The organism is Streptococcus cristatus AS 1.3089 (assembly GCF_000385925.1).
Classification (GTDB): Bacteria; Bacillota; Bacilli; order Lactobacillales; family Streptococcaceae; genus Streptococcus; species Streptococcus cristatus_B.
In genome coordinates, this window is the sequence record NC_021175.1 from 439,487 (window position 1) to 453,919 (window position 14,433).

Below are 14,433 nucleotides of genomic sequence, written 5' to 3' on the forward strand. Positions count from 1 at the left end.
GAGAATATTTTTTATCCTTTGAAAATTATGGTAAAATAAAGTTTAATGGAGAAGTAAGCAGTATGAAAGATTTATTGAAATATTTCAAGGGCTATATCAGGGAGTCTTTGCTGGGACCCTTGTTCAAGCTTTTGGAAGCCAGTTTTGAACTCTTGGTCCCGATTTTGATTGCGGGGATTGTGGACGAGACCATTCCTAGACACGACAGCTCCCATCTTTACTGGATGGTTTTTCTTTTGATGGGCTTGGCTGCGCTGGGCGTGGTGGTAGCAGTGGTGGCCCAGTATTATTCGTCAAAGGCGGCAGTGGGTTTTACTCGTCAGATGACAAGCGACCTCTATCAAAAGATTCTGCGCTTGCCCAAGTCCAGTCGGGATGAGCTGACGACTTCTAGCTTGGTGACTCGGCTGACCAGCGATACCTATCAGATCCAGACGGGAATCAATCAATTTCTTCGTCTCTTTCTGCGGGCGCCCATCATCGTTTTTGGGTCTATCATCATGGCTTTTACTATCAGTCCAGCCATTACCTTGTGGTTCTTGCTCATGGTGGCCATTTTAACGGCTATTATCGTCTTCATGTCTCGTCTGATGAATCCCCTCTATGCCAAAATTCGTCAGCTGACAGACCAACTGGTTAATCTAACTCGTGAGCAGCTGCAGGGCATGCGGGTCATACGAGCTTTCGATCAGACCCAGCGCGAGGTTCAGACCTTTCGCAATCGCAACGAGCTCTATAAAACCTGGCAAATCAGGACGGGGGCTCTAGCTAGTCTGATTAGTCCATTGACCTTTCTTACGGTCAATGGTACTCTGATTGCTGTGATTTGGCAGGGGAATACCTTTATTGGCAAGGGCTTGCTTACCCAGGGAATGCTAGTGGCCTTGGTCAATTATTTATTGCAAATTTTGGTGGAATTGCTCAAGCTGGCTATGCTAGTCAATTCACTCAATCAAAGCTATATTAGTGCGGGGCGCATCAGTCAAGTCTTTGAACAAGCAGAAGAAGATGTCCTGCAGGAATTAGTGCAGGAAACAGCTCTGCCGAATCAAGCCATTAAAGCCCAGCAGGTCAGCTTTTCCTATCCAAATGCAGCTAGTCCTGCTTTGACTGGTCTGACTTTTGATTTGAAAAGAGGTCAGACTTTAGGTGTTATTGGCGGGACAGGCTCAGGTAAGTCTACCCTAGTCCAGCTGGTGGCTCACCTCTATCCAGTCGCTACCGGTCAGTTGAGCATCTTTTCCAAAGGACGCAGTCCTAAAAATTTGAGCGAATGGCGGTCTTGGATTAGTCTGGTGCCTCAGAAGGCGGAGCTTTTTCAAGGAACTGTTCGCTCCAATCTGACTTTAGGACTGTCAACCAAGCCAACAGACGCAGACTTGTGGCAGGCTTTAGAGATTGCTCAGGCGGCGGACTTTGTCTCTCAGAAGGAAGGTGGCTTGGATGCGACTGTAGAGGCCTTTGGTCGTAATTTTTCTGGCGGTCAGCGGCAGCGTTTAACCATTGCCAGAGCTGTCTTGCGGAGGGCACCTTTCTTGATTTTAGATGATGCGACCTCAGCTCTGGACTATCTGACAGAGGCTAGACTCTTGCAGGCTATTAAGAATGAATTAACAGAGACCAGTCTAGTCTTGATCTCTCAGCGGACCAATAGCTTGCGCTCAGCGGATCAAATTTTAGTCCTGGATAAGGGAGAACAGGTGGCTCTTGGTCGCCATGAGGAACTCTTAGTCAGCTCCGCCATTTACCGAGAAATCCATCACTCACAGCATAGTCAAGGAGAGGAGGAAAAGCATGAAGCATAAGACATCACCTAGCAGCTTGAGACGTTTGATTCGAGATTTGCTGCAGGCGCGCTGGCTCTTTCTTCTAGCTAGTCTGGGAACGGTGGCTCAAGTGGCTCTGACTGTTCTTCTTCCAGTTTTAATCGGGAATGCGGTTGATAGCGTTCTTCTTCCTCAAGCGGAGCAGCATTTGATGCCGATTTTGGGGCAGATGCTGTTGGTAATCTTGGCCAATACGCTGATTCAATGGCTTAATCCCTTACTCTATAATCAGCTGGTCTATCGCTATAGCCAGCAGCTCCGTCAAGGCGTCATCAAGAAAGTGCACTATCTGCCTTTGGCCTATTTGGATCGGCAGGGAACTGGCGACTTGGTTAGTCGGGTGACGACCGATTTGGAGCAACTCAGCAATGGCCTACTTATGGTTTTCAATCAATTTTTTGTGGGTTTGCTGACAATCTTAGTGACCATTATTAGCATGGCCAGATTGGACTTTTTCCTCCTGCTTTTGGTCTTGCTTTTGACGCCTCTTTCTCTCTTCTTGGCTCGCTTTATTGCTAGAAAGAGTTTTAGCTTTTTCCAACGTCAGACGCAGGCCAGAGGAGCTCAGACCCAGCTGATTGAGGAAAGTCTAACTCAGGAGAGTCTAATTCAGGCCTTTAATGCTCAAGAGCAGTTTGATACAGCTTTTACTCGTAGCAATCAAACTTATGCAGACTATTCTCAGGCGGCCATTTTCTATTCTTCGACGGTTAATCCTTCGACTCGTTTTATCAATGCCCTGATCTATGCTTTGATAGTGGGCTTTGGGGCTGTCCGAATCATTCAGGGAACAGGCTTTACGGTTGGGCAGCTGGTAACTTTTCTCAACTACGTCAACCAGTACACCAAGCCTTTCAATGATATATCGTCAGTCATGTCGGAATTGCAGAGCGCTTTAGCTTGTGCGGAGCGAATTTACAGCGTTTTAGACCAAGAAGAAATAGCAGAGTCAGGTCAGGAAATTCTTCGGTCTGAAGATGCCAAAGGACAGATTAGCTTTGAGCATGTGGCTTTTGGCTATGAGCCTGGCAAAGAGCTGATTCAGGATTTGAATATAAGGATTCCAGCAGCTAGCAAGGTCGCCATTGTCGGGCCAACTGGTGCTGGTAAGTCAACCCTGATCAATCTCCTCATGCGCTTTTACAATGTTGATAGTGGTCTTATTTCGCTAGACGATGTTCCCATCACACATTACACCAGAGCCTCTTATCGTCAGCAATTTGGTATGGTACTGCAAGAGACTTGGCTTAAGACAGCGACCATTCACGACAACATAGCTTTTGGCCGGCCAGACGCCAGCCGAGAAGAGGTCATTGCAGCTGCCAAGGCGGCCAATGCTCATTTCTTTATCCAGCAGCTGCCTCAGGGGTATGACACCTATCTAGCGGATGCAGGGGACTCCTTGTCTCAAGGTCAGCGGCAGCTCTTGACTATTGCGCGGGTCTTCCTAGCTGTTCCGAAAATCCTAATCTTGGATGAAGCGACTTCCTCAATCGATACCCGGACAGAAGTCTTGATTCAGGAGGCTTTCAGCAAGCTCATGGTGGGACGGACTAGCTTTATCATCGCTCACCGCCTGTCTACTATTCAAAATGCTGACATCATCCTCGTTATGGTAGATGGCAATATCGTCGAACATGGTAATCATCAGGAACTCATGGCAGCCAGAGGTGTTTATTACCAAATGCAGACGGCGCAAAGTACGATTGATAGTTGATTTTGAAAAATTCAATTAACCTTTTCAGATGAGGACTGTAAATATCTTTCCTATAGCTGATCTTTGTAAGATTTTTAAACCTTATAAGATAATTTCTTTGTATAGGAAAGTAAGACGAATCATTAATAAGAATTGGAGAGTCAAAAGAGAGTGGGACAGAAATCGGTAATTCGTTAGAATTCGATTTCGTCGTCCCACCTCCGCACAGTTGAGTAGGGCTGTAAAAGCTGATGAAATCAGCCTAGTAGAGCCCACTCAACCACTGCGTCTTGCTCGACAAGCCAAAGACAATTGAGAGGCTAGGACTTTTGTCCCAGCCTCTATATTTATAAAAGATAAATTTAGTGTACTACTTGTTTTGAATCGCTTCTTTTACTTGGGCAATGGTGACAGATTGAGCGTCTCTATAAAGGACTTTGTTGCCTTTAGTATCAAGAATTTCTCCGACTAGAGGTTCGCTACTATCTGCAGGTTTAACAGAAAAACCGCCACCCATGTTTTCAGGATAGGCAATGATAGTATCCTGGTCTGAAAATTGATTTAATATTTCCAAGAGAGTAGGATCTTTAGAAGCTTGTTTTACCATTATCTCTAAAGTTGGTGGTTTCGCTTGGATATCCTCGCCTTTATCATTTGCAAATATAATACTACTTCCGATAAGGACAGAAGAAATTAGAGTAATGATAAAAGCACATGTAGTGACTTTCTTAAGCATGCTGAGTCTCCTTATCAGTAAAATTTTGTTTTGCTTAGTATTAACCAAAAATGCGAAAAGATAAATCGGTTAGTTCTGACGCATTAAGCCAGAGAAATATAGTTTCCTAATTTTTTCCTTTCTATCTCTAGTTAAGCGATAGTCCTTCCATTAATATTGTACTTCTTCTTTTTTTGAAATGCAAGGAAAGAAACTTAAATAAATAAGTGATTTTAAAAATAATATAAGAGTCATTTAATCATAGATTTTAGTTCAAGGATAGGTTTAGCTCAACTTCCTCCAACCCTGTCTCTGTCAATTGATAAATCTTTTGACAGACTTCTTTGAGAAAGATTCGGTCATGGGAGACAGCGATAATGGCGCCAGGATAGGTGGCCAAAAGCTGGCGAACCTGAGGCTGAGAGGTGGGAGAGAAGTTGCGGGTTGGTTCGTCCAGAAGGAGGACATTGGGGCGGTCTAGGACTAGTTTGAGTAGGAGCAGTTTGGCCTTTTGACCGCCGGAAAGCTGACCAATCGGGTGGCGAGCCTCGTCGCGCGTGAACTGGAGACTGGCTAGATGCGTCAGAATTTTCTCTTCCTGAGCCTTGTCACCAGAGGGAGCTAGAAAGTCCAAAGGACTGCTCTCATCAGTCAGCAAGTCGACATAATGCTGGGGCATATAACCGACCCGCATGTCTGTCCGCTCACGCAGTATCTTCCATATTTCCTTAAGTAGAGTGGATTTGCCTGCACCATTGGCGCCAATCAGTCCGATTTTCTCCTGACCGCAGACTTCCAGAGTCAGGTTCTGCGCCAGTTGTCGTTCGTCTGTTTCCAATTTCATTCCTTCTAATTTTAGGATTCTTTTGGTCAATGGCAGAGCTTCTATGTCTGAGAAGTGAAGGCTGATGGCATCTTCCTGTGTCGGGATTTCGGTCATTTCAGCACCTGCCTTTTCAAATCGCTTGCCCTGCGAGAGGACGTTTTTCATCTTCTTGGCTAGTAGTCGGCCTTGGACATCATTTTTGGTATTTCTCAAGGCATTCTCAACATTTTGCTTAACCTGTCGGTGTTTTTCCATGGTCTTAGCGTGTTCTTCCCGTTCTTTCCGCGCCAGTTGCCCCTGTTTCTCAAAGGCCTCCTGACGCTGCTGGCGGTAATTTTCATAGTCCAGACTCTTGACGCTAGTTCTAGCCTCCTGTTTCTTTTTGATTCGTTCTAGATGAACAATCTTGGTCGCAGCTTGAGCGAGAAAGTGCTCGTCGTGAGAGACGAAAAGGACAGTTTGCTGGCTATGGCTGATAAAGTTTTCCAGCCAAGTCAGAGTTTCGAGATCGAGGTCATTAGAGGGTTCGTCAAGAAAGAGAATGTCCCAATCACTGGCTAGTTTCTTGATAAGCTGAACTTTAAGCTTTTCTCCTCCAGATAGGCTAGAGAGGTGCTGCTGACTGGCAAAACGCTGACTGTCAAAGTTGAGCTCGCCAGCATAGCGATAGAGCTTGGCATAGTCCAGCTCGGTCTCAAAATCAGCAAAGAAATAGTCATTTAGCGTCAGTTGGGCCTCCTCTGAAGGCAGTTGCTGAGACAGATAAACAGCAGCAGTATAGGACTTATCAATCTGTCCGCTGTAGCTGACATAGGAGCTGACAAGTCGCTCGTCTAGCAGGAGCTTGAGCAGGGTGGACTTGCCATTACCCTCCTCACCGATAATAGCGACCTTGTCTCCTTGATTGACAGTCAGTGATAAATTGTTGACCAGCTCCTTCAGGTCTTTTAAATGAGTGATGGTTAGATTTCTTATTTGCAGCATAGATGTCTCCTTCGTTTTATAATACAAAATACAGCCCTGCTTTATTTAGCAGAGCTGTTGAGATTGCACAAAGAAGACACAGGAGTGTCCAAGTAGGATTATTCGTTTGTAGGCTTTCATCTTGCACTGTCATAGGAGTGACAGGATCAATCTAAATATAAGCCATAGGAGCTTGAAAGCACAAAAAAACGAAAGTCCCGCGGATATGCAGAAACATGACAAAATCTACTAAATAAAGTTTCCCTTAAAAAATAGACTTAATTTTTCATGTCTCCGTGTACCTCCGAAATCATTCTATCTTTAGTCTAGCAAAAAGGGCAATATAAGTCAACAAAAATCCTGAAAGATTACTTTCAGGATTCGTCATATCTATACATTGAGCACCTTGTCCAAGAAATCCTTGAGACGTGGATGCTGAGGGTTATCGAAGATTTGATCTGGTTTGCCGTCTTCTAGGAATTCACCGTCAGCGGTAAAGATGACGCGATTAGCGACCTGACGGGCAAAGCCCATTTCGTGAGTCACAATCAGCATGGTCATGCCCTGCTGAGCCAGATCCTTCATAACGTTGAGAACGTCACCAACCATTTCAGGGTCAAGGGCAGAAGTCGGCTCGTCAAAGAGCATAATGTCCGGGTTCATAGCCAATCCTCGAGCGATGGCCACCCGCTGCTTTTGTCCCCCTGACAAGCTGTCTGGTTTGGCATCAGCCTTGTCCGCCAAGCCTACCTTTTCCAAGAGCTCCATACCAAGTTTATCTGCATCAGCTTGGCTCATTCGCTTGTGCTCAACTGGTGCAAAGGTGATATTTTGCAGGACAGTCATGTGTGGGAAGAGGTTGAAGTGCTGGAAGACCATCCCGATATCTTCACGAACATGGTCTACATTTGTAGCCTTGTCTGTCAAATCATAACCGTTGACAGTAATGGTTCCACTGGTTACTTCTTCGAGCAGGTTCAGGCTGCGTAGGAAAGTTGATTTACCTGATCCAGAAGGACCGATGATACAGACAACATCTCCCTCGTAGAACTTAGCACTAATCCCTTTCAGGACTTCATTTTTCCCATAGTATTTATGTAAATCATTAACATCAATTTTTAATTTAGCCATTAGTGAATCCTCTTTTCTAAGCGTTTAGCTAATCTTGTTAAGAGTGTGATGATGACCAAGTAAAGCACTGCTAGGATAGCATACATCTTGAAGCTCTGATAGTTACGGGCAATGATGATTTTACCTGTTTGGAAGAGCTCAACAAGTCCGATAGCTGATACGATTGTTGTATCTTTGAGGGCGATAACAAACTGGTTGACAAAGTTTGGTAGCATAATCTTGGTTGCTTGAGGTAGGATAATCTTGCGCATGGTCTTTCCATACGAAATCCCTAGACTTCGGCTAGCTTCCATCTGTCCGGCTGGAACGGCTTGAATCCCTCCGCGAACAATCTCGGCGATATAAGCACCAGCATTGAGGGACAGGGCAATGGTCCCTGCGACAAAGTCGTTAATCGGACTCTGTTGACCAGTCATAGATTCAAGGAAGTTTGGAATTCCCCAGAAAATGAAGGCTGCCAGAATCATAAGTGGAATACCACGGATAACATCGACAAAAATTTCTGAAATAATTCGAAGCGCTTTGATTGGGCTGACGCTAAACATCCCAAAGATAATCCCGATGACCATGGCAATCGCAAAGGAAATAAGTGCCAATGAGATAGTAATTCCAAGACCACTCAAAAGTTGTTTGTAGTTGTTTTGGAGAAGTCCCCAGATAGTTGTTTCGTCAACGGTTATAGAAGCATCTTGATTCGCTGAGAGATATTTATCAAGGATTTCTTGATATTTACCATTCGCTTTCAGATTAGCCAGGCCGTTATTGAACATCTCGATGAGTTCAGGGTTGGTTCCTTTTTTCACTGCAAAAGCAAGATCACCACTAGGAGTTCCCTCGATTGGCGTTTTCATTTTCTTGCCTTGGTTGATAGCATATTTGACAACGGGCTCATCATCCATAATAGCAGCGACAGAGCCAGAATTCAGACTATCATACATAGAAGAACCGTCTGAAAATGTTTTGATTTTGTAGCCGTATTTGCTTTGATTTTCGACGAGGAAGGTTTGAGAGGAGGTACCATTTTTGACTCCGACTGTCTTTCCTTTCAAGTCGTCATAAGAGCTAATAGTGCTTGATTCTGTCACCGCAATGATAGAGTTAGCAGTGTAGTATGGTTCAGAGAAATCAAAGGTTTCTTTGCGGGCCTCTGTCACAGACATCCCAGCAATCATCCCGTCAGCTTGACCAGATTGAACAGCATTGATGGCAGCATCAAAACCAGGGTTAGAAATTTCAAGTGTAAAACCTTGATCTTCGGCAATGGCCTTGATCAAGTCCATGTCAATACCAGTATATTTGTTGCTATCATTTTGGAAAACGAAAGGAGCGAAGGATGAGTCGCTGGCAATCGTATATTTAGCTTTGACTGGAGTGGCTTTTTGTCCAGACTTGGTTGTAGTTTCTGGCACTGCTGAATTTGTTGAAGTTTTGGAAGCAGCCGTCCACTTGTTGATGATGTCCTTCAAGGTGCCATCTTTTTTCATCTGAGCCAAGGCTTCGTTAAACTCAGTGACTAGGTATTCGTATTTGCTGCCTTTTTTGACACCAAATGCGAAGCTACCAACAGCCTCACCCTTCATTGAGATTTTCAAATCTTGCCCTTGGTTGATTGCATATTCGATAACGGGTTGGTCATCCATAGCTGCATCAACTGCTCCGGCTGCTAGGCTGTTATACATGAGGTCGCCTGTATCAAATGTTTTGATAGTAAAACCATACTTGTCCTTGATTTTCTCAAGGAAACGTTGCGCGGCAGTACCGTTTTTGACACCGACTGTTTTTCCTTTAAGTTGATCGTAAGACTTTATTGTATTAGCCTTGGTCGTTGCAATGACAACTTTTGTGTCATAATATGTGTCAGACATAGTAAAGACTTTTTCGCGTTCAGCAGTCTTAGTCATACCTGCCATAATAGCATCGGCTTGTCCTGCTTGAACCGCATTAACAGCCGCATCAAAACCGGGGAAGGACATTTCATATTCCCAACCTTTGATGTCAGCTACTTTATTGATAATATCAACATCAATTCCTTTATATGTCTGGTCTACGTCTTTAAATTCAAATGGGGCGTAAGCCGTGTCAGATACGATTTTAATAGTATCTGCATGAATAGTTGTCCCTAAGGCAAAGATAGGGAACAATGCTAGCAGAAAAGCTATGATTTTTTTCTTCATACTTTCTCTCCTTTGTTAGAATATTGTCTGATTATATCAGAAAAATTTGAAAAAGGCAAATATTTTCTATTTCGATGTTATATTTTCTGACATAATAACAAATATTGGCTCTTATGCTATTATGATAAAATATGTTATAATAGATAAATCAAGAAAGGAGATTTCTATGTTTAAATCACGCATGTTAGATAATGTGAAGCTGTCGCGCTACATTCCGCCGATTTGGTTGGCAGTTTTGATTTCTATTGGCTTTATCCAGCTAGGAGAAATCCTTGCATTCATTGGAATGATTCCGATTGGGATCATCATTGGAACTGTGCTTGCCATGGTAAATCCGACAGCTGACCGAGCAACGGTTATGGAAGTGTTCGGGCATTATAGTATCTTTTTTCAGCTGGGTAGTTTTTTCTTTATGGCCTTACTTGTTTTTCTGTGGGTGAAGTTTCGAGAGAAGAGACCTTTCTCCAGTCTGGGATTCTTTAAGGATGGATGGCTGAAAGAACTGGGCAAAGGATTTCTGATTGGTTCGATACAATTTTCGCTTATCGTTGCCCTGCTCTTGCTGACAGGATCTGGAAGACTAGAATTGGCAGAGCTTAGTGTAGAGCCAGTTCTCTTTATTCTTGCCCTGATACCTTTTTGGATTCTGCAAGGTGGCACGGAGGAGTTGGTGACGCGTGGCTGGCTTTTTCCAGCGGTTAGTGCCAAATCAAATATCCTTGTCGGTGTCTTGGTTTCCAGCACTCTATTTGGGGCAATGCACCTCCTCAATGCTGGTGTGACTGTCCTTTCTATTGTTACTATTATTTTGGATGGGATTTTTGCCTGCCTACTCATGATCAAGTATGATAATATGTGGGTCTTGGCTGGTATGCATGGCGCTTGGAATTTCGTCCAAGGAAATGTCTATGGCATCCAGGTCAGTGGGAACGGAGCTACTGCCTCTGTCTTTAATTACACTTCTCAGACTTCTATTGATTGGCTTTCAGGAGGAGCTTTCGGTGCTGAAGGATCTATTTTTGCCAGTATCGTCCTGATTGGCTGCATTGCCTATCTTTACTGGTCACTCAAGAAAGAAAATCGCCTGCCTCAGGCATTGATCTTTAAGAAATAAAGAGATCGCTCAGCTTAGCTGGGCTTTTTTATGTCTTTTAATGAGAGGTGTGACAAGAGACAGACGATGGTAGCAGCGTGGCCATTCTACCTACACCAAAATCCAGAGAAAATAGGGCAAATATGGTAAAATGATAGAAGCACAATTTAAGGAATAAAAGATGATTAATAGAATTACAGATAATAAATTTGAATTGGTGTCTAAGTACGAGCCTTCAGGTGATCAGCCTCAAGCTATCGAGCAGCTGGTGGATAATATTGAGGGAGGCGAGAAAGCCCAGATTCTCATGGGAGCGACGGGTACTGGTAAGACCTATACCATGAGTCAGGTTATCGCTCGGGTCAACAAGCCGACACTGGTTATTGCCCATAATAAAACGCTGGCCGGCCAGCTCTATGGTGAGTTCAAGGAATTCTTCCCCAATAACGCGGTGGAATACTTCGTTTCCTACTATGATTACTACCAGCCTGAGGCCTATGTGCCTTCCAGTGATACTTATATCGAAAAGGATAGCTCGGTCAATGACGAAATTGATAAGCTCCGTCACTCGGCGACTTCTGCTCTCTTGGAGCGAAACGACGTGATTGTCGTGGCTTCGGTCTCGTGTATCTACGGTCTGGGTTCGCCTAAGGAATACTCCGATAGCGTGGTAAGTCTACGTCCTGGACTAGAGATTTCCCGCGATAAGCTGCTCAATGATTTGGTAGATATCCAGTTTGAGCGCAATGATATTGACTTTCAGCGGGGAAAATTCCGGGTTCGTGGTGATGTAGTGGAGATTTTCCCAGCTTCTCGTGATGAGCATGCCTTTCGGGTAGAGTTTTTCGGAGATGAGATTGACCGGATTCGTGAGGTCGAAGCCTTGACAGGACGAGTCTTGGGTGAGGTGGACCATTTGGCCATCTTCCCAGCCACTCACTTCGTGACCAATGAAGATCATATGGAAGTAGCCATTGCCAAGATTCAGGCCGAGCTGGAGGAGCAGCTTGCTATCTTTGAAAAGGAAGGAAAGCTTCTGGAAGCTCAACGCTTGAAACAGCGTACGGAGTATGATATCGAAATGCTACGTGAAATGGGCTATACCAACGGTGTTGAGAACTATTCTCGCCACATGGATGGTCGAAGCGAAGGAGAGCCGCCATACACGCTTCTGGATTTTTTCCCTGATGATTTCTTGATTATGATTGACGAGAGTCACATGACCATGGGACAGATTCGGGGTATGTATAATGGTGACCGCTCTCGCAAGGAGATGCTGGTCAATTATGGTTTCCGCCTGCCGTCTGCCTTGGACAACCGCCCGCTGCGCCGAGAAGAATTTGAAAGCCATGTTCATCAGATTGTCTATGTATCGGCTACGCCGGGCGACTATGAAAATGAACAGACGGATACTGTTATTGAGCAAATTATCCGGCCGACAGGACTTCTGGATCCAGAAGTGGAAGTTCGTCCAACTATGGGGCAAATTGATGATCTTTTGGGTGAAATCAATGCCCGTGTTGAAAAGAATGAGCGGACCTTTATCACAACCCTGACCAAGAAGATGGCAGAAGATTTGACGGACTACTTCAAGGAAATGGGCGTCAAGGTCAAGTACATGCACTCGGACATCAAGACCTTGGAGCGAACCGAGATTATCCGTGATTTGCGCTTGGGCGTATTTGACGTTCTGGTTGGTATTAACCTGCTGCGCGAGGGAATCGACGTGCCGGAGGTTAGTTTGGTGGCCATTCTTGATGCGGACAAGGAAGGTTTCCTCCGCAATGAACGTGGCCTGATCCAGACTATTGGCCGGGCAGCCCGCAACAGCGAGGGGCATGTCATTATGTATGCCGACACCATGACCCAGTCCATGCAGCGCGCTATCGATGAAACTGCCCGCCGCCGGGCAATCCAGATGGCTTATAATGAAGAGCACGGCATTGTACCGCAGACCATCAAGAAAGAAATCCGTGACCTAATTAGCGTGACCAAGGCAGCCCTGCCAGACAAGGAAGAAACCGTCGAAATCGAAAGTCTCAACAAGCAAGAACGCAAGGACATGATTAAGAAACTGGAAGCTCAAATGCAAGAAGCTGCTGGACTTCTGGACTTCGAACTGGCTGCACAGATTCGCGATATGATTTTGGAAATAAAGGCGATGGATTAGATTAAAGGAGAGGTATGAAATGTGTATATTGGATGATTATAAAGTGGTGTTTTCTATCTTGAGTTGGAAAATACTATACAGTCTTTAGAGGATTTAGATAGTAAAGTAGAGAATATCAAGAACATAATGGAAGCTTTTTTCCAATTTCCTCCAAAAGAAAAATGGGAAAAATTAGAAACAACTTTATATATATTACATAAATTTAGTAAATTTGTCGATGAAACAATTTTAAAAAAAGTTTTATTAGAGACAGAATTATTATTTAAAGAAAACAATGAAACATTTATTAGTGTGTATATACTAAATAATTACTTCCGATCTTTGAACGACTATTTGAAAAAAAATTTAGGAGTAGAAGATTGTCAAGACTTTTTCAATGATAATAGTATATTTTTTACCGTTATTAATCGTATCAAAAATCAAGACTTAAATGACATCAATGGAGTTACTTGTGCTCAAATACTCGATATAATGATTATTGTTTTTGAAAGAGGTGAAGGTTCTGAAAGACTAAAAGAAAAAATAAAACAAGATTTGGGATCTATTATTGATATGATTCTTTTAAAATTTCTGTTTGTTTCTATAAGTATTAGTTATTTTCACCTTGATATTCTATTAAAGATTTTTAAGTCGGAACATTTATATTTAATTAATAACTTCAATAAAATGAATCCTGATAATTATAGTGTAAGATATTATTTATCTTGGTTAGAGACAAAAGATTCTGATATTATCAAAGAATCTATAGAAACACTTAAAACTATACTAAAATATACTGACTCAGATATTCTGAAAAATGAAATTTTTAGCTTATTAGAGAAAGCAGGTGAAATAAAGAATGAAAATGAAGAGAAAAGAAATATACAAGATATTCAAGTAGATGAATTGGGAGAAATTGGAAATACTCTTATTGATGAAATTCGCTTTCACTTAACAATAAAAGCCCGAGATCTGGAGAATAGTGAAGAATATGGTCATTATACTAAAATTGAAACTTTAACGAACCACTTAATTAAAACGATAAAGTCTGGTGATTCAAGTGAACCAGCGTATTTAAGATTAACAAATTCTAAACAATTAAATGATCCTATGGAAGGAAGAGCCATCTATGACTACTTGGAAATAGAAAATTCCTCGGACTGCTATCAGAGTTCCAATGTCTTCCTATCTTCGATGACAACTATATCAGATAGTCTTCCCATGTGGAAAGAATATGCAGAAGAATCTAAAGGAGCATTTCTACAGTACGATAAAAAGTATTTACAACAAATTATTGAGCATGACTCCTTAGAGTTTGTGAGAATATTCTATTTAAACAGTACGAGAGAAGCCGATTCTAATATTATACAAAGGCTTAATGACTTAAAAGAGTTAATTCAAGAATTAAAGACTAGACATACTGAAGAAAGTAGGAAGGTACAGTCAAGTATTTTTAAAAATTTAGCGAAAATATCCTATCTTTTTAAGGTATCTGATTATGAATATGAGAGTGAGTATCGTATTCTAATCAACTTTGATGATTCAGAAATTGAAGGACGACTAAATCCAAAACTCAAAACCGAAGATAAAATCGAACTTGAAGAATTAAAAGTTTTATCAGGTAGTATTGGACTCAGTGAAAATGAGGAATCTGGTTATAAAGATTTTAGGAAATATATTCACTTAGAATCAAGGGAGGATGGGCGATATGCTTTATTTGTATACATCAATCTGGCTCCTTTGAAATACTCAAAAGTCATTCTAGGTCCAAAGGTTACAGATGCAGACTATATTGCTCCTTATCTCAAACTTGCCAATCCTGATATAGAGATAGAAAGCTCGAAAATTCCCTATCGATAA

Annotated in this window: 9 protein-coding genes; 5 read left to right on the plus strand and 4 right to left on the minus strand. The window is 42.7% G+C overall.

The annotated features are described in order from the left end of the window. Positions 1-62 precede the first annotated feature (62 nt). Together I872_RS02195 and I872_RS02200 are read left to right on the plus strand one after the other, a co-directional pair. Complete coding sequence (locus I872_RS02195) at positions 63-1,805, plus strand: ABC transporter ATP-binding protein (protein ID WP_015604527.1); 1,743 nt, start codon at positions 63-65, stop codon at positions 1,803-1,805. Continuing rightward, positions 1,795-3,543, plus strand: a complete 1,749-nt coding sequence (locus I872_RS02200; RefSeq protein WP_015604528.1) for an ABC transporter ATP-binding protein — start codon at positions 1,795-1,797, stop codon at positions 3,541-3,543. The genes I872_RS02195 and I872_RS02200 overlap by 11 nt, the downstream gene beginning before the upstream one ends. A gap of 349 nt (positions 3,544-3,892) precedes the next feature. Here the strand turns inward: I872_RS02200 and I872_RS02205 are convergent, their stop codons facing one another. The 4 genes from I872_RS02205 to I872_RS02220 all read right to left on the minus strand — a co-directional run bounded on the left by I872_RS02205 (position 3,893) and on the right by I872_RS02220 (position 9,331). Beyond that, entirely contained in the window at positions 3,893-4,258 is a 366-nt protein-coding gene (locus I872_RS02205; protein ID WP_015604529.1) for a hypothetical protein, read from the minus strand. Positions 4,259-4,505: 247 nt separating this feature from the next. Next, complete coding sequence (locus I872_RS02210) at positions 4,506-6,047, minus strand: ATP-binding cassette domain-containing protein (protein ID WP_015604530.1); 1,542 nt, start codon at positions 6,045-6,047, stop codon at positions 4,506-4,508. Between the two features lie 369 nt (positions 6,048-6,416). Beyond that, positions 6,417-7,157 (minus strand): amino acid ABC transporter ATP-binding protein, encoded by a 741-nt coding sequence (locus I872_RS02215; RefSeq protein ID WP_015604531.1) that lies wholly within the window; start codon positions 7,155-7,157, stop codon positions 6,417-6,419. Beyond that, positions 7,157-9,331, minus strand: coding sequence for an ABC transporter substrate-binding protein/permease (locus tag I872_RS02220; protein ID WP_015604532.1), 2,175 nt, complete (start codon positions 9,329-9,331; stop codon positions 7,157-7,159). Before I872_RS02220 ends, I872_RS02215 begins: the two co-directional genes overlap by 1 nt. 166 nt (positions 9,332-9,497) lie before the next feature. On the opposite strand from I872_RS02220, the gene I872_RS02225 reads away from it, so the two are divergent. The 3 genes from I872_RS02225 (at position 9,498) to I872_RS02235 (ending at position 14,433) form a co-directional block, all read left to right on the plus strand. Then, on the plus strand, positions 9,498-10,445 hold the full coding sequence (locus I872_RS02225; RefSeq protein WP_015604533.1) for a CPBP family intramembrane glutamic endopeptidase: 948 nt from the start codon (positions 9,498-9,500) through the stop codon (positions 10,443-10,445). Positions 10,446-10,605: 160 nt separating this feature from the next. Then, entirely contained in the window at positions 10,606-12,594 is a 1,989-nt protein-coding gene (gene uvrB / locus I872_RS02230; RefSeq protein ID WP_015604534.1) for an excinuclease ABC subunit UvrB, read from the plus strand. A 63-nt stretch (positions 12,595-12,657) separates the two neighbouring features. Continuing rightward, a complete protein-coding gene (locus I872_RS02235) occupies positions 12,658-14,433 on the plus strand; it encodes a DUF2971 domain-containing protein (RefSeq protein ID WP_015604535.1) in 1,776 nt (591 codons plus the stop codon).